We start from the raw sequence: 14,470 nt of genomic DNA, 5'->3' as shown, positions 1-14,470 counted from the left end.
ACACCGGCGACACCCCGATCACCAAACCGTCAGCCTGACCATCAAGGCCCCGCCCCGAACCCCGGGACGGGGCCTACGTCATACGCCTCAACCGCACCCACGATGACGCCGACATCCTCATCCAGCGTGGCGGCTAACACCTCGTAGCCGCACCCGTCGTGGCGGCCGGTGCTGTGGGTTCTGGCATCTACTTCGGTAGGCGGAGTATCCGACGCCGCCGTCGAAGGAAGCGCGGATCTGGCGAGAGTCCGAGCGGCGAGGAGACGCGGTGACCGACTTCGTGAACGACCAAGCAGACGACTGGGAAGACTCTGGCTCCGCAACCCCCGCCAGGCCCAACTCTCATCCCTTCGGGGCCAGACCCGCCAGGAGGATGAAACGCTGTCCGAAATGCGGCAGCCGGAAGACCATTCCCGTCGTCTACCGGAACGTGTTGTTCAATCCCCCCTCGCGTCCCCCACGTGGCAGATGCGGCAAGGTCATCGTGGTCGATGTGACCTGTATCGTTCGCGACCCTTGGTACGACACCGCGTGCGGCCGCTGCGGCTGCCGGCGGTTCCGGATGCCAGGCGGCGCGAGGCTCCAATACCGGCTCATGGGTGAGTTGGGCCGCTTCCTCGCCGACGCGATCGGCGAGGACAGCGTGCGCTGGACCGATTCGGGGATGCCGTTCGGACTCGATTCCAGAAAGATCGAGGGTCGGAACGTCCGCCTGGACTACCGGCCCGGGGACATCCTCACCCTCGAGGTCACAGGTCGGCCGGACTTCGTCACGAAGTTGCGGCCCGACCCCGAAGCCCCTGAGCCTCTTCCACGCACGATCGCCCACCCCTCCCGGCCGATCTCGCTGGGTGTCCACGGCGAGCTCCTGCTGACCGACTCAGACGTGCTTCGCGGATGGCCGCAACTCTTGGACGAGGTCTACGCCTTCTGGACTCAAGCCGTGGCCCCGTACCAGGAGACGCTGGGGTTTCGGGACTGACGGCATCAAGGCCGCCCGCCGCGACACCGAGCGACCGCCGACGCGGACCCGCCTGAGTGCGGCGGCCCCGACCTGTGCGGAGGCTGCGCAAGCGTGCGTTGGCATGTCGTGTACTGAGGCCTCACGCACCGCGCGAACCTCAGCACGCTGGACCCGCCTGTCCACAGCCCCCTTGACGACCTGGGTCTACCGATGTTCTCTAGAGACCGAGTTGCGGGTCCTCCCCAGCAGCAGCCGCGTTCCTGTCTGCCCCAAGGGACCGCCCGGCCCCTCATGGCCGAGCGCGTGAGTTGCCACCGGCTATCCGCGTCGCCGCTGGGCCGCAGCTCCAGTAGGCCCACGTCCGGATCCGTAGTCGTTTGTATGCGCGTGTAGTCGGTCCGGAGTACGATTGCGGGGTGCTCGGTTGTTCGACTTGGACTTGCTGGACGACGTCGACCCGTTCGAGATCGACCGCCAGGCAGCGCACCCCGACCCACGCAAGTGCCGGCCGATCGGCTGCTACGTGGCCGCCGACCACCTCGCCAACCGTTACGGGGAGGACCGATGAGCGATAGCGACATGACGCCCGAGCAAGAGCACGCCTTCTACGCCGCCCCTGAGAACCAGACCCCTCAGGGTCCGCCAGTGCGCCGCAGGGCCAAGCTCACCGCAGCCGTGCCGGTGCGACTACCCAAGGACGTCCTCGACAAGGTGCGGGCACGCGCGGCGGCAGATGACCGGTCAGTCTCATCGTGGGTCCGAAGGGCCATCGAACACGAACTCTCCCACCCCGCCTGACGCTGGATTGGCTGCGCGCCCGCGCCATTCGACCGTCTTCGCATGCGGCGGAATCAGATCAGGTCCGTCGGTACTGGACTGAGGTCAGCCGAACCCGCCGTCGCCGCGGAACTCGGCAAGACGCTGCTAACCCGCGCCGAGGAGCTACCCGGTTCCCAACATCCAGGCGCTAGCCATCCGACAGGCTCCACGAGGCGAGCGACCCCCGCAACCGCCGCAGTAACGGCCGTACCGAACAAACGCTCCCGTTCGGCAAAGAAACGGGCGTTCCAACGTGCGCGCCTGTACCCCAACCTGCGCCTTTGTCAGTAACGGCCGCAAACGCGGAGGGGCGGTGACGAACCTCGATCCGGGCTGCCCCCGAGCGTGGCATCTCCTGTGCCACCCATGAATCCTCAGCCGACCCTCAGCTGCTCATCGCCGAACGTCGCAACCAGTCCCAGATGTCCCCCGAGTGCTGCGACGTATCGGTCCAGGACGTCAAGGCCGGACACATCGCCGTGCTCAATCTGTGAAATCCGACCCACGCTCACCCCCATTTCCGCAGCTACCTGCCGCTGGGTCAGGCCCTTGCTCCGACGAATCTCCGCGAGGTCATGCGCCCGGACGCGGGCCATCATCTGAGCGACCCGCTCCCCAAGTACCTGCTCCCCAACCTGCTCAACGTGTCGTTCGCGAACGTCGGACCACTTCGTCACACCCATGATCAGTCACCTTCCTCTTCGCGACGGGATGCCACGTACTCGCGGAAGAGCCGTTCCGCTCGTGGTATCGCCTGGCGGTACCACGAGGACCACGCTCCTGCCTTGTCTCCCGCAACCAGCAATACGGCGCTGCGCCACGGATCGAAGGCGAACAGGATCCGGACCTCGCTGCGCCCCGACGAACCCGGTCGCAGTTCCTTCAACGTCCGCATTGACGAACCCTTCAGCCGATCGACCAACGGACGTCCGAGGCTCGGACCAGATTCGGCGAGGACTTCGATCGCGGCCACCACGAGTTCGTAGGAAACGCTGTCCGATACCGCGAGGCCATCCAGCCACCTGTCCACCTCATCCGTCAGATACAGATCCCACACAAACGATCATCCCCCCGTTGCGGAATATTAGTGTACGCTAAAGTCGCTCCGTGTCACGGTGATGAATCCTCGGGCCCCGCCCGCTGTTCCGCGTCCGCCGTCGGCATGCGGCCGTTTCCAGTCAGGCATTCGGTGGCGGCTCAAGATGGGGCGACGATCCTTGTCACCGGGAAGAGTAGATCCCCAGGCAGACACGCAACGAGAGCCAATTCCCCATGACTCGGATAAATTCCACGGTATTCACAAGATGAGGAGCACCGGGTTGGCATCCGCGGACACGACCGTCCACGTCACAGGCAGCGGGACTGCCCCCCGCCTGAAGCGAGCTGAGCCGATCGGCGAGGCTTGGGTCAATGGCGGCCACGTCGTGTCGCTCGGCTATGAGGGCCTAGTCCTATCCGAAGTCCTCGCGGAAGTGGCCAGAGCGCATGTCGAAGTTCTGGTCGATGTCCGGCTCACTCCGGTGAGCCGCAAGAAGGGGCTGTCCAAGACCGCGCTGTCCCGGGCGCTGGACGAGATCGGAGTGCGGTACGTGCATATGAGGGGTCTGGGGAATCCGAAGGACAACAGGCCCGGTTTCGTCGCAGGCGAGCACGCAGCCCGCGAGCGTTTCACGCGCCTGATGCGCGGTGGCGACGGTCGCCGGGACATGGATGCTCTGCGCGTGCTGGCAGCTGACTACCGGGTTGGCCTGCTGTGTTTCGAGCGCGACGAGGCCCAGTGCCACCGGTCCCTGATCGCGCGCGAACTGACCGGGAATCCTTTTCAGTTCCCCCAGATGTGAGTCCCAGCGCAAGGTGTGGCCAGTCGGCGGAAACGGTCGGGTCCCGGCACCTCCGCGGACGAGTCCGCGTGCCCCACACGACAGACGCCGTGGAACCCGGGACACACAACACCGTGGTGATCCACAACGTCAAATGCGGTAGATCGTGACTGTCGGATCGATGGCATTCAACGCGGCCAGGTCATGCTCGTCGCCGGTCACGATGGGCAATCCGAGTTTACGAGCTAACGTCACCACAGACGCGTCCACAACATCATCTGTTCCTGACTGGCCGCACAGGACACCACAGGCTTGAGCCAGGTGCTCGGTGAGCGGTTCAACGGTGACTCTCTTGTCCTTGAGGAACTTGGCGAGGCGCGCCTGCCCAGCGCCACCGCGCCACGCTTGAGCTAGGACCGCAGCTGGCACGAACGCCCGGTCGCCGCCTTCATTCATCCCGGCGAGCAGCGCGATCATCCGCGTCTTGCTCCTCTCGATACCGATGAGGGCGCCGGCATCGAAGACCATGTCGGTCACGAGACGGCGTTCAGCGGCTCACCGGGAGCAGTCACCGGATGCGTGACGGGGTGGCCGAGCACCTGGCTTGCCCAGGCGAAATCCGCCGGGGTCGGCTCCCCGCCGCTGGACCGCATTTGCGACACAAGCTCGGTGAGCGTGTCGTCTTCGCGTTGCTGAGACATGGCGCGAGCGACGTATGCCGACACGCTGTCCGCCCGGCCCTGCTCGACTGCCCGCTGGGCTTCGAGAACTAGCTCATCCGGCAAGCTGACGGTGATCTTCCTGGTCATACTTCCATCATACCGGCGTTCATTCCTCACTGACTAGGGCTACTCGCGTAACGGTGGAAAACTCGCCGAACTTGGCTCCCCCCGCCTGCGGATTGGTTCTGCGGAATCACTAGAGCGAGAGCCTCCCCTTCCGCTGGCATGCGCCCGTTTCCAACACGCCACGCGCGACCAATCGAACGCACACCATGCGACTAATCGGACGCTCATGACGTGTACCGCCTCCTGACAGCTATTCCTACGGCGGACTTCTTGGCGTCGTGGCAGCGGCTTCTCCAGGACGATCTGTCACAAGCAGTCACCCGGAGATCCTCGACGCTTCTCGCGGACCTCTTCGCGGACGGTCCGCGGGCTCCAGGCTCGGTCATGGCAGGGCGCGCAGAAGAGGGCGTGGGCGACCCAGCCCAGGTAGCCGCATCGGTTGCGTTCCTCGCTCGGGACCTAGCCGACGGGTTGCGGTCCTAGCCCGACGGTTGAACTCGACGGACCGGGGAATCGACAGTAGCGGCGACCCGCTCATAGCGGCTGACCACGAATGCCTCGTCTGCCGTCGATAGCCCCCGATCAAGCCCGCGCGTGGCCGGTCCGTCGCAGCACAACCTACTGTGCCGCGACCCCGACTGGATCTCCACAGTCCAACGCCGAGTCCACCTGTTCGGGGATCCCGAACAGATGCCCACTTCCCCAGCCGCGCCGTACCGTGTGCGTGCGGAACGGCGGAGGTGATGGTCATGGCGGCCAAGACCCAACGACTAGAGGCTCGGCTCGACCCCGACACCCGCGAACGCATCAGCGAGGCCGCTGCCGTGACCGGCGAGACGATGTCGGCGTTCGTGACTCGCGCCGCCCGCAGTGAAACTGACCGGGTCCTGGCCCGCGCCGATGTCGTGATGATGAACGAAGACCTGTTCGACCAGATGATCGCCACCCTGGATGCCCCCGACGCCGCTCCCCATCTGGCTAGGGCGGCCGCCCGCCAGCGTCGGTTCACGCGCGCGGACGAGCGAAGCTAGGCGATCGTGTACCGCAGCTGCCCGCTGACCACTGAGCACAAGCTGACACGGTTCGACTGCGGAGTACAACCGCTCAATGAATGGCTGACCGGCCACGCGCTTCGAGCGCAAGTCGCGGGCAGCGCGCGAACATTCGTATGGACGCCCGCGCCGCAGCCACAAGACGTCGTCGCGTACTTCTCGCTGGCCCCGACCGTGGTCACCCAGGGATCCGTGAGCCGTTCGACGGCCGGGGGGGTCAGCCAGATCCCGGCATACCTGATCGGCAAGCTGGTCCCCCGCGAGCTGGGGGCACCCCATTCAGGGGGAGGCTACCCCCACTCGATCGAACGCTGCACGGCCAAGGACTAGGCGCCCAACTGCTTGTGAACGCTCTGGAGATAATCACATCGGTCGCCGAGCGTGGAGGCGGCCGCCTCATCGTGGTCGACGCCGTCAACCCTGCGGCTGAGTCCTTCTACCGCCACCACGACTTCACCCCAACCCGCGACGGCCGACTAGTGATGAAGATCGCCACGGCCCGCGCGGCCCTCGACTGATCACCGTCGGCGCTCCCGCACGTGCCGCCGTGCGCCGCCCGAGCCGACGCGTCGGCAACGTGTAAGGAATCCTTACTGGTTCCCCCGGCGCTACATCCCCAGGCCGCCGCTCATTCCGATGGCTGTCGGCCGGATGTGTCAGTATCTGTCCATGTCCTCCGTCGAACTGCTCGAGCGCCGCATCTACTCGATGCCAGATGCCGATCGGTATCTGGGCCTTCACTCCGGGACCGCCCGTCGCTGGATCGACGGTTACAGCCGCAGGCAACGCGACTACCCGCCCGTCATCCGCGCCGAACAAACCGGGGACGAAACCGTCTCATGGGGCGAGTTCGTCGAAGCGCGGCTTCTCAGCGAGTTTCGCGGACAAGGCGTGTCCCTTCAGAAGCTCAGGCCCGCGATTGAGAACCTGCGCGCCGCGCTGAACACCCCGTACCCGCTGGCCGCGTCGCGGACGCTGCTGGATGTGGCCGGGAGAGAGCTCGTGATGCGCATCCAGGAAGGTACCGGTCTGGACCGGCGGTTGGCGCTGGTGGTCGTCCGTTCCGGCCAAATGCAGCTGAGTGAGCCAGCCCAGCATTTCGTGGATCGGGCCACTTTCGCCAAGGGCTGGGTCGCCAACATCGCCGGGGACAATGAGGGCACGGTACTCATCGACCCTCTACGTGCCATGGGTCGGCCCGCAGTGCGATCAGTACCCACGGAAGTTCTGGCCGAGGGCTTCCGTGCCGGTGAATCGACCGACACACTGGCCGATTTGTACGATCTCACGGCCGACCAGGTCGAGCGTGCCATTCGCTTCGAGATGCGGCAGGCCAGCGCGAGCGCGGCCTAACCATGAAGTCGGGGGACCTCACTTCTGTTCGCTGGTACTTCGACGAATCGGTCCTGGGAGCAGCCAAGCACTTGAGCGGATCACGCAGTGACATCACATACCCGGGCCATCAGCTCGTCCCCGATCTGCCACTGGGCGTCCGCGACCCCGACTGGATGGCGATCGTCGCGGCGCGAGATTGGATCGCCGTCACCCGGGACAGGCGCATCCGAAGCCGTCCCGGGGAACTGGCCATCCTGAGGGAAAGCGGGCTGCGCATTGTCTGGTTCACGGGCAAGAAGGATCTGCGCCCGAGCGAACAGGCCGAGCTGTTCGTGCGCAACCTCGCGCGCATCGAGCAGCAGACCATCAAGCTCGGAGCTGGCCCGTGGGGGCTGGGGCTCAGCCAGGCTGGCGTGCGCCCATTCCCTCTGCGCTGACGTCGCCTCCGTCCTATCCCGACAACGTCCCGCGCCGCCTGCCTCATCCGCGCGGAAGCCTGCCGCGAAGCCGGCCGAGCCGCTGGGCAGCGGTGAAGTACACCGCCAGTGACTCCCTTGGCCCGACCGCGACCGCCTCGAGCCGCACCGGGTCTTGACCATCCGGCAACAAGCGGAACACAAGCCGATAGCGAGGATTGGGACCTCCGATCTCGTCCACGTACAACTTGAAGCAGTCGGACAGATCCCCCGTGGACGCGCGACCCTCAAGCGGGATACCACTGAGCCGGCCTTTGGAGACATCGACCAGTCGCTGGATGACGATCTTCTGCAGGTTCTTCGTGGGCAGATCCTTCACGTCCTGCGAGAACCCCGGTCGGTAGACGCGCTCCAGCTCCCCGCGGGCTCTGCTCACGACGCCTACTCGAAGGACGCCGGGTCGAAACCCAACTCGGCGATCAGATCCTCCAGCGGAGCGCTCTCCCCCGGCTCGGCGAGACGCTCGCGGACGACCTCACCGATGAGTACGTCTTCGATCAGCGGCAACACACGCTCGAACAACTCGTAGGGGATCACGACCCCTTCGGGCTTGCGATGCCCGCCGAACACCAGCGGCTCGGCCGAGGCGCCGTCTCTGCGGAATCGTTCAAGAGCGTGTGACAACTCCGCCCGAGCTTCGCTGGTCGGAACAACATTCAAGACCCCGGTACGTTGCGCCATGACAGTCATGCTACGCCCCCCTCACGCAAACATGTACATCTTTGCGGCACCTAACTGTGCACGATACCCGCTCAGGAGCCAGCTGGCTCCCGCTTGGAACCCCCGCATCCCTGAGCACGGACTCTGCGCTGCCCTGATGACAAGAGCCCCCGGTCTCGCCGGTCTGGATGCCCGTCACGTCGGGGGGATCCACGAAGATTCGTGAACGTCACCGGCGGGGCGGCCGCGCTTCTCGGGCCTGGCGATGGCCAGCAATCGATCGGTGAACGAAACGCAAAGGGCGGCGACCTGAGCTTCAGGGACGGCGAGCCGCAGAGCTCGCTGCGCCATGGCTACGCCTTGTCCGCCTCGTCGGCCGAACAACTCGCCCAGGTAGGTCAGGGCCAACAGCGTGGGCTCACCCGCACGCGGGTCACGACTCAATCCCGCGAGCGTGGTTCCCGTCTCTCCCGATGACGCGGTTTGCATGATCCGGTACACATCCGCGGCATCCTTGTCGCTCAAGCGATCCGGACGCTTGCTGAGAACCCGGTCATGGATCTTGTGGGCTTTGGCCACGAGCAGCGCCGCAACCCCGGCGACCTCAACGTCGAGTGCTCTTGGGTCCTCGGCATCCAGGGCAGCGACAGTGATCGGGCTGTGATCGACCAGGGCGGCTTCGAGACCGACGGCTCGCCGAGCGGCGCGGTTGCCATGAATTCCCAAGCGTGCGCCTCTGCGACCGCCGCCGGTGGCTGCTGCCTCGGGCACGATGAGGTCGACCGGGATGACCAGTTGCTCGCCTGCGACGTCAACCGACGCGACCCACACGCCGGGCTGGGGAGACTCCTGTCCCATGAGCTCGAACCCCGCTCCCCGCATCGACACCTCAAGCTCCGGCTCGTCGCCGAGGAGGGTCGGATCGAGCGTGAGATCCCCATCGGTCGTGTATGGAGCAATCGCGATGTCGCTGACTCCGGTCCGAAGATAGACGGCCTGCGCTCCGGCGACGATGATCGCATTCCCGTGTGGGGCCAACGCTGTAAGCGCATCGAGAAGTACCCGCCGGGCGGCCACGTATCTGGGATCGGGCTCGGCCCAGCCAGCCTTCCCGCGTCCACCGAGCGCGTTCACTCCGACGCCTTGACGCCTGTTGCGGAAAGCACCGACAGACGCCAAGTGTCCTCGTTCTGCGTCATCCACCCCACGAGAGCCTCCCCTTCGGCTGGCATGCGGCCGTTCCCAGTCAGGCAGTCGATAGCGGCTTGAGATGGAGCGACGAACATGACGCCCTCCTCACTGGAAGTCCTCTCCCAGACGACGCCGTCGAAGGGTCGCATCAGCACGACGTTTGCTCCTTCGTCGGTCGGTATCAGATCCAACTCATCAGCGACCGCCGCTGGGTCATCGCAGTAGGCCGCGAGCAAGGCCGGTCCAGCTTTCGGCGCCAGCCGAACGGCGGCGAAGCTGCCGGTCACAGCGATGGGATTGCTGGCGTCCCCCAACCGTCGCATGATCTGGCCCACGCCACCAGGGGCCAAATACGGTGCGACTCGATTCGTGTGGAAAACGTCGTATGTTTCGGCCCACCGGGCGAGCACGCGAGCGACGTCAACGGACTCGACCCGCCCGCGCGCCGACCGCTCGATCAGGGCCTCACGGTCGAGCGTGTCTAGGAGTCGGGAGACGTATCCGGGAGCCAGACCCGTCGCCGCAGCGAGATCGCGAACGCCATACGGGGGTCGGAAGTCCAGAAGAGTGCGCAGCAGGCGGCCCGCCTTCGGTCCCCTGACGCGTGCCTTGCCGCGCATGGCCGGGGCAGGGTTGTTCGCCGCGCCCTGCGTGTGTATGAGCACGGCCGGGCTGTCGAGGCGGACGTAGGCGTTGCCGGTGAGGTCAAGGTAGTTGACTGCCTCTGATCGAAGCAGTTCCTGGGTGCGCTGACTCAGCCACGGCGCAACGACGAGGACTGCCACGTTGTTCGCCAGGGCGCGGAGCACCCGACCCAATCCCCCCAGGAGTCGATCCACATCTCTGGGGCCGAAGCAGTTCCGGATTTCAACGGCGAGGGTCGCGTGCGTGCCCTTGGGGTCACGCAGTTCGATGACACGGTCGGCCCGACCGCCAGCGGGACCCTGCGGTCCGACGTCCGCTGGCCCGACTTCCCAGTTGGCTGGAAGCCGGTCCCGAAGCCACGCGACTGCCATGTCTCCCAGTTCGTTCTCTCTAGGAGTTATGTTTGCCGTCACAGGCAACACGATAGCCGGAATGCGTATTCCCTGAAAGGCCATTGTTTGCTGGCACGGCGAACACGTGCGTACTCGTCCGGCGGAACAGGAAGCGCACCACACCAATCCGCCGTCCTCGAACCTGTGCACAACCCCGGCCACGGGCTTCCGGGGCGCTACCGCGTCGGTCTCAGGCACATGATGTGCCGAGAGGTCGGAGGTCAACACATGGCACAAGTGACGATCTTGGATTCGGTTGTCACGACGGTTCATGAGGCGGCTCGCCAACTGCGAATCCCGCCCGCGACCCTCATGCACTGGCTTGAGGGTGGCGAGCGGCGCGGCAGGCGCTACGAGCCCATCTTGCGCGAACACGCCACCGGTAGGCCCGAGATGACATGGGGCGAGATCGTGGAGGCGCAGTACCTGCGCACCTACCGATCTGAGAAGAAGGTGCCGATGCAGCGACTGCGCCCCTTCATCTCGGGACTGCGCTCGGCCCTGGGAATCCCGTATCCGCTGGCTCACTTCCGCCCTTGGGTGAGTGAGAACCGACAGCTGCTGCTCGACTCGCAGGAGACCACTGATCTTCCCGACTCGCTGTGGGCCGTCTTCCGGGGCAAGCACGGCCAGCTCGTGATCAATCCGCTGATCGAAGTCGAATTCCTGGAACGCGTCGAGTTCGCCCACGAGCCCTCTGGGGAAGCGCTCGCGCTATGGCCAATGGGCATGAAGCACCCGGTGACCCTGGACCCGCGGATCTCGTCGGCCGCGGCCACGGTGAAGGGCGTGCGCACAGGAATCCTCACCGAACGCATCGAGGCCCTCGAGTCATTTGAAGATGTCGCCGACGAGTTCGGACTCTCCGTCGCGGAAGTCAAGGCGGCGGTCAGCTTCGAACTCCACGCCGCGTAGAGCGACAATGAGACAGGCCCAGTGGTGCGTCGATGCCGACACGATAGGGCTCGGGCGAGTCTTGGCCAGCGCCAGGCTCCGCGTCAGCTGGCCAGGAGACACCGGCGTCAGGCCCAACGGGCGCGACCGCGTCAACGCCTCTCCCGTCACCGATACGGCCGTACCGGACAAACGCTCCCGTTCGGCAAAGAAACGGGCGTTCCAACGAGCGCGTCTGTACCTCAACATGCGCATTTGTCATTAGCGGCCGCAAACGCGCAGGGGCGGCGGCCCGGAGTACGGCGAGCGTACTCAACGGTCAGCCCAGGGTTTTCACTAAACCCCATTGTTCCGTTGCCAGCGGAAGATGTACATTTACGGAATGGATACGGGCCAGCCCCTTGAGCGCGAACTGGACATCCAGCGCCAGGCGCTCAAGAGCGTCCGAGATCGGCTCCCTCCCCAGTGGAATCTCTCAGTCGCCGAACAACCGAGCGCTGGGTCGCGCCGCATCGACGCCGTAGTCACGATCGCCGCCCCGAACTCTCCCCCGTCAACCGTTGTGGTGGAAACCAGACGGTCTCTCGTCACGCGGGACCTACCCCAACTCGTTGATCGACTTCGGTCCGCATCGGCTGGACTGCCAGGTGAGGATCCCTCGCTAATGATCATCGCCCGCTACCTGGCACCGCCGGTCAGGGATTGGCTGGAACAGCAAGGTGTCAGCTACGCCGACGCGACGGGAAACCTGCTCCTTCGACTCGCCTCGCCAGCTCTCTTCCTTCGTGACAAGGGCGCGGACGGCGACCCGTGGCGCGGACCCGGCAGACCGCGAGGAACCTTGAAGGGCGAACCCGCCGCGCGAGTGGTGAGGGCGCTGGCCGACTTCCGAGCGCCAATCTCAGTACCTGACCTCGCCGCACGCTCCCGCGCGTCCACAGGCGCCACATACAGAGTCGTGGAGTTCCTCCAAGATGAGATGCTGCTCGAAAGAGCACCGCGGGCTCCGATCGCAACCGCCAGATGGCGCGCCATCCTGGAGCGCTGGAGCCAGGACTACGGTTTCCAAGCCAGCAACACCGTCCTTCCTGTCCTTCAGCCCCGCGGCCTGGAGTCACTGATGGAAGGAATCCGGAAAGGGTCGACCGATCTGCGGTACGCGGTCACCGGGTCACTGGCCGCCGCGAACTGGGAGCCCTATGCGCAGCCACGCCTGGCCATGATCTACGTCGACGACCCTGCCGAGTTCATGGCCAAGATGGAGTTGCGACCGGTCGATGTCGGCGCGAACGTTCTCCTCGCCGCTCCGGGCGCGGACTTCGTCTTCGACCGCAGTGCGCGGATAGGAGGCGTCGACTACGCGGCGCCCTCGCAGGTGGCCGTCGATCTGATCACGGCACCCGGCAGAGGTCCATCGGAAGGCGAAGCACTGTTGGACTGGATGGAGGCGAACGAAGATGAATGGCGCACTTGACGCCGTCCGGATGCGCAGGGCCTTGCTCGATGCACTCGAAGCTCTCGCCAGCCACTCCGACTCAGTGGTCATCATCGGTGCTCCGGCCTGGCCTCTGCCGTCGGTTCACCGATAGGCGTCCTTGCGCGGCGCGATCGTTAGGACGTGAGCTGACCCATCCGTTGAGATCTCATACAGGATGCGGTGTGAACGGCCGAGCCGGGCCGAACGGATGCCCTTGAGTGGGCCGAGCAGCTTCTGGCCCGAGCCCGGCTCCGTGTCGAGTCGCTCGATCAATGCCCGCGCTTTCTCACACATCGCCGGAGGCCAGGCCGCGGCGTCACGCTCAGCACGCCTGCTCCAAGGCGGCATGCTCAGCCTGTCCGCCCAGGATCGTGGCCTTCAGCGCGCGCCTCAGCGATGGCGGCCATGGTGTCCGGGTCGGACAAGATGTTGAGAGTCTCGATGAGCGATTCGTACTCGTCCTGGCCGAGTACCACGGCCATCGCTCTGCCGTGCTTCGTGATGGTGAAGATGTCAGCGGTAGAAGCCACCTGATCAACTATCTCGCTGAGGTGATCACGGGCCTCGGTCAGCGAAGTGGCGTTCATGGAGCCTCCCTCGGCATCCGTCATGCCTAAACTGTACAGAACTCCGGGCAGTTTCTCAGCGCTTGCCGAGCGGGGCTCGGGGGAATCCACAGCGCCGCAGCGGCTAGAGCGCCGGAATGCTACTCAGGTACAACTAGCCGCAGTTAGTGATACTTCGGGGTACTGGCGGTAGCACAGACCCCGAGCGATGGTCACGGAGTAGCAACGGAGCCGACAGACTCGGTGCGACCCCGGCGTCTGGCTCGACCTTGACGCCGTAGCGGAGCAACCCGTACACGTCCCGGTTGACGTCGCACCGATCGCGGCCACCCCCCGAGGGAGGCATCGCTAATGCCACCCATGAATCCTCAGCCGACTCTCATCTGCTCATCGCCGAACGTCGCAACCAGTCCCAGCTGTCCTCCAAGAGCCGCTACGTAGCGGTCCAGGACGTCCAGGCCGGACACATCACCGTGCTCGATCTGTGAAATCCGGCCCACGCTCACTCCCATTCCCGCGGCCACCTGCGGCTGGGTCAGGCCCTTGCTCCGCCGAATCTCCGCGAGGTGATGCGCCCGGACGCGGGCCATCGTCTGAGCGACCCGCTCCGCGAGCACCTGCTCCCCAACCTGCTCAACGTGTCGCTCACGAACGTCGGACCACTTCGTCACACCCATGATCAGTCACCCTCCTCCTCGCGACGGGATTCCACGTACTCGCGGAAGAGCCGTTCCGCGCCCGCCGCTGGCATGCGGCAGTGAGTATCGGCTTCCCGTTTCCGGACCGAATCCAGCCCCCAAGTGATCTTGTAGCGAATTTGGCCAAATATGGCCGCTTCGCGTATCTGGAATGGCCGAAAGCGCAACAAGATCATCAAGAGGCAGTTCGCAAGTCGAGTTCGACGCCCTAACTCAGTGCGCCGCCCCCAAGCTGCGCGCTTTGATGGGTGTCGGCCCCGATGTCGCCGCGCAGCTGCTCATCACCGCTGGCGGCAACCCAAAACGCCTCACCACCGAAGGCCTGTCAACCAGCGAAATTGGCCGCTGCCTGAAACGCTACATCGCCCGAGAAGTACACCTCATCCTCAAACAAGCACTCGAAGCGCAACCCCAACAGATCGCCGCTTGACATACTTACGAGCATCCGTTTCCAGTCAGGCATTCGGTGGCGGCTCAAGATGGGGCGACGATCCCTGTCACCGGGAAGAGCAGATCCCAAGGCAGCTGCACAACCAGACCCAATCCCCTGTAGTGAGGTGCTTCTGAGTTAATGAGGAACTTCGGGTTTTCAATACCCAACATTTGGTGATCTTGGTTCATGGTGTTTCCGCCTGGTGGTTTCGACGGTACTCGATCCGGTTGATTCGGGCCTGTTGAAGGCCGTGGCGTCGC

General features: G+C 65.1%; 25 protein-coding genes. 13 read left to right on the top strand and 12 right to left on the bottom strand.

Going from position 1 to position 14,470, the window contains the following annotated elements; genetic code table 11:
* Positions 1 to 373: 373 nt before the first annotated feature.
* The 3 genes from Q8P38_12155 (at position 374) to Q8P38_12145 (ending at position 1,762) form a co-directional block, all read left to right on the top strand.
* Positions 374 to 982: a hypothetical protein gene (locus Q8P38_12155; protein MDP4015352.1), complete on the top strand. Its 609-nt coding sequence runs from the start codon at positions 374 to 376 to the stop codon at positions 980 to 982.
* 391 nt (positions 983 to 1,373) lie between these two features.
* The gene (locus Q8P38_12150; protein ID MDP4015351.1) at positions 1,374 to 1,532 is read left to right on the top strand and encodes a hypothetical protein; all 159 of its coding nucleotides are present in this window, start codon (positions 1,374 to 1,376) and stop codon (positions 1,530 to 1,532) included.
* Positions 1,529 to 1,762 (top strand): Arc family DNA-binding protein, encoded by a 234-nt coding sequence (locus Q8P38_12145; protein MDP4015350.1) that lies wholly within the window; start codon positions 1,529 to 1,531, stop codon positions 1,760 to 1,762. Before Q8P38_12150 ends, Q8P38_12145 begins: the two co-directional genes overlap by 4 nt.
* Positions 1,763 to 2,157: 395 nt before the next feature.
* Here the strand turns inward: Q8P38_12145 and Q8P38_12140 are convergent, their stop codons facing one another.
* Positions 2,158 to 2,466: a helix-turn-helix transcriptional regulator gene (locus Q8P38_12140; GenBank protein MDP4015349.1), complete on the bottom strand. Its 309-nt coding sequence runs from the start codon at positions 2,464 to 2,466 to the stop codon at positions 2,158 to 2,160.
* Between the two features lie 2 nt (positions 2,467 to 2,468).
* Positions 2,469 to 2,840 (bottom strand): type II toxin-antitoxin system RelE/ParE family toxin, encoded by a 372-nt coding sequence (locus Q8P38_12135; protein MDP4015348.1) that lies wholly within the window; start codon positions 2,838 to 2,840, stop codon positions 2,469 to 2,471.
* A gap of 262 nt (positions 2,841 to 3,102) precedes the next feature.
* Here Q8P38_12135 and Q8P38_12130 point away from each other — a divergent pair, with 262 nt between their 5' ends.
* A complete protein-coding gene (locus tag Q8P38_12130; GenBank protein ID MDP4015347.1) occupies positions 3,103 to 3,624 on the top strand; it encodes a DUF488 domain-containing protein in 522 nt (173 codons plus the stop codon).
* A gap of 129 nt (positions 3,625 to 3,753) precedes the next feature.
* On the opposite strand, the gene Q8P38_12125 is transcribed toward Q8P38_12130, so the two are convergent.
* Positions 3,754 to 4,140 (bottom strand): hypothetical protein, encoded by a 387-nt coding sequence (locus Q8P38_12125; GenBank protein ID MDP4015346.1) that lies wholly within the window; start codon positions 4,138 to 4,140, stop codon positions 3,754 to 3,756.
* Entirely contained in the window at positions 4,137 to 4,412 is a 276-nt protein-coding gene (locus tag Q8P38_12120; protein MDP4015345.1) for a hypothetical protein, read from the bottom strand. Before Q8P38_12120 ends, Q8P38_12125 begins: the two co-directional genes overlap by 4 nt.
* Before the next feature lie 210 nt (positions 4,413 to 4,622).
* On the opposite strand from Q8P38_12120, the gene Q8P38_12115 reads away from it, so the two are divergent.
* The 6 genes from Q8P38_12115 to Q8P38_12090 all read left to right on the top strand — a co-directional run bounded on the left by Q8P38_12115 (position 4,623) and on the right by Q8P38_12090 (position 7,215).
* Positions 4,623 to 4,874 carry a hypothetical protein gene (locus Q8P38_12115; GenBank protein ID MDP4015344.1) on the top strand — a complete coding sequence of 84 codons (252 nt, stop codon included), beginning with the start codon at positions 4,623 to 4,625 and terminating at the stop codon, positions 4,872 to 4,874.
* A gap of 266 nt (positions 4,875 to 5,140) precedes the next feature.
* Positions 5,141 to 5,422, top strand: coding sequence for a YlcI/YnfO family protein (locus Q8P38_12110; protein MDP4015343.1), 282 nt, complete (start codon positions 5,141 to 5,143; stop codon positions 5,420 to 5,422).
* Between the two features lie 6 nt (positions 5,423 to 5,428).
* The gene (locus Q8P38_12105; GenBank protein ID MDP4015342.1) at positions 5,429 to 5,773 is read left to right on the top strand and encodes a hypothetical protein; all 345 of its coding nucleotides are present in this window, start codon (positions 5,429 to 5,431) and stop codon (positions 5,771 to 5,773) included.
* A 14-nt stretch (positions 5,774 to 5,787) separates the two neighbouring features.
* The gene (locus Q8P38_12100) at positions 5,788 to 5,961 is read left to right on the top strand and encodes a hypothetical protein (GenBank protein MDP4015341.1); all 174 of its coding nucleotides are present in this window, start codon (positions 5,788 to 5,790) and stop codon (positions 5,959 to 5,961) included.
* A gap of 151 nt (positions 5,962 to 6,112) precedes the next feature.
* Positions 6,113 to 6,796: a hypothetical protein gene (locus Q8P38_12095; GenBank protein ID MDP4015340.1), complete on the top strand. Its 684-nt coding sequence runs from the start codon at positions 6,113 to 6,115 to the stop codon at positions 6,794 to 6,796.
* Positions 6,797 to 6,798: 2 nt separating this feature from the next.
* Positions 6,799 to 7,215: a hypothetical protein gene (locus Q8P38_12090; protein ID MDP4015339.1), complete on the top strand. Its 417-nt coding sequence runs from the start codon at positions 6,799 to 6,801 to the stop codon at positions 7,213 to 7,215.
* Between the two features lie 43 nt (positions 7,216 to 7,258).
* Here Q8P38_12090 and Q8P38_12085 read toward each other — a convergent pair whose 3' ends face one another.
* The 4 genes from Q8P38_12085 to Q8P38_12070 all read right to left on the bottom strand — a co-directional run bounded on the left by Q8P38_12085 (position 7,259) and on the right by Q8P38_12070 (position 10,163).
* Positions 7,259 to 7,630 (bottom strand): hypothetical protein, encoded by a 372-nt coding sequence (locus tag Q8P38_12085; GenBank protein ID MDP4015338.1) that lies wholly within the window; start codon positions 7,628 to 7,630, stop codon positions 7,259 to 7,261.
* A 5-nt stretch (positions 7,631 to 7,635) separates the two neighbouring features.
* Positions 7,636 to 7,935 carry a hypothetical protein gene (locus tag Q8P38_12080; GenBank protein ID MDP4015337.1) on the bottom strand — a complete coding sequence of 100 codons (300 nt, stop codon included), beginning with the start codon at positions 7,933 to 7,935 and terminating at the stop codon, positions 7,636 to 7,638.
* A 174-nt stretch (positions 7,936 to 8,109) separates the two neighbouring features.
* Positions 8,110 to 9,048, bottom strand: a complete 939-nt coding sequence (locus Q8P38_12075; protein MDP4015336.1) for a hypothetical protein — start codon at positions 9,046 to 9,048, stop codon at positions 8,110 to 8,112.
* Entirely contained in the window at positions 9,045 to 10,163 is a 1,119-nt protein-coding gene (locus Q8P38_12070) for a helix-turn-helix domain-containing protein (GenBank protein MDP4015335.1), read from the bottom strand. Before Q8P38_12070 ends, Q8P38_12075 begins: the two co-directional genes overlap by 4 nt.
* A gap of 207 nt (positions 10,164 to 10,370) precedes the next feature.
* Here Q8P38_12070 and Q8P38_12065 point away from each other — a divergent pair, with 207 nt between their 5' ends.
* Positions 10,371 to 11,057: a hypothetical protein gene (locus Q8P38_12065; protein MDP4015334.1), complete on the top strand. Its 687-nt coding sequence runs from the start codon at positions 10,371 to 10,373 to the stop codon at positions 11,055 to 11,057.
* A gap of 361 nt (positions 11,058 to 11,418) precedes the next feature.
* The gene (locus Q8P38_12060; protein MDP4015333.1) at positions 11,419 to 12,510 is read left to right on the top strand and encodes a hypothetical protein; all 1,092 of its coding nucleotides are present in this window, start codon (positions 11,419 to 11,421) and stop codon (positions 12,508 to 12,510) included.
* A gap of 105 nt (positions 12,511 to 12,615) precedes the next feature.
* On the opposite strand, the gene Q8P38_12055 is transcribed toward Q8P38_12060, so the two are convergent.
* From Q8P38_12055 to Q8P38_12045, 3 genes are all read right to left on the bottom strand, one after another.
* Positions 12,616 to 12,807 (bottom strand): type II toxin-antitoxin system RelE/ParE family toxin, encoded by a 192-nt coding sequence (locus Q8P38_12055; protein ID MDP4015332.1) that lies wholly within the window; start codon positions 12,805 to 12,807, stop codon positions 12,616 to 12,618.
* Positions 12,808 to 12,863: 56 nt separating this feature from the next.
* Positions 12,864 to 13,124: a type II toxin-antitoxin system Phd/YefM family antitoxin gene (locus tag Q8P38_12050; protein ID MDP4015331.1), complete on the bottom strand. Its 261-nt coding sequence runs from the start codon at positions 13,122 to 13,124 to the stop codon at positions 12,864 to 12,866.
* Between the two features lie 323 nt (positions 13,125 to 13,447).
* The gene (locus Q8P38_12045; protein ID MDP4015330.1) at positions 13,448 to 13,756 is read right to left on the bottom strand and encodes a helix-turn-helix transcriptional regulator; all 309 of its coding nucleotides are present in this window, start codon (positions 13,754 to 13,756) and stop codon (positions 13,448 to 13,450) included.
* A gap of 172 nt (positions 13,757 to 13,928) precedes the next feature.
* Between Q8P38_12045 and Q8P38_12040 the strand changes: the two genes are divergently transcribed.
* A complete protein-coding gene (locus Q8P38_12040; GenBank protein MDP4015329.1) occupies positions 13,929 to 14,207 on the top strand; it encodes a hypothetical protein in 279 nt (92 codons plus the stop codon).
* Between the two features lie 44 nt (positions 14,208 to 14,251).
* Here Q8P38_12040 and Q8P38_12035 read toward each other — a convergent pair whose 3' ends face one another.
* Positions 14,252 to 14,380: a hypothetical protein gene (locus Q8P38_12035; GenBank protein ID MDP4015328.1), complete on the bottom strand. Its 129-nt coding sequence runs from the start codon at positions 14,378 to 14,380 to the stop codon at positions 14,252 to 14,254.
* Positions 14,381 to 14,470 lie beyond the last annotated feature (90 nt).

Source organism: Candidatus Nanopelagicales bacterium (genome assembly GCA_030700225.1).
In the GTDB taxonomy this organism is placed as follows: domain Bacteria; phylum Actinomycetota; class Actinomycetes; order S36-B12.
The sequence above is the reverse complement of the archived record's forward strand: the minus strand, read 5'-3'. Positions and strand labels throughout refer to the sequence as shown.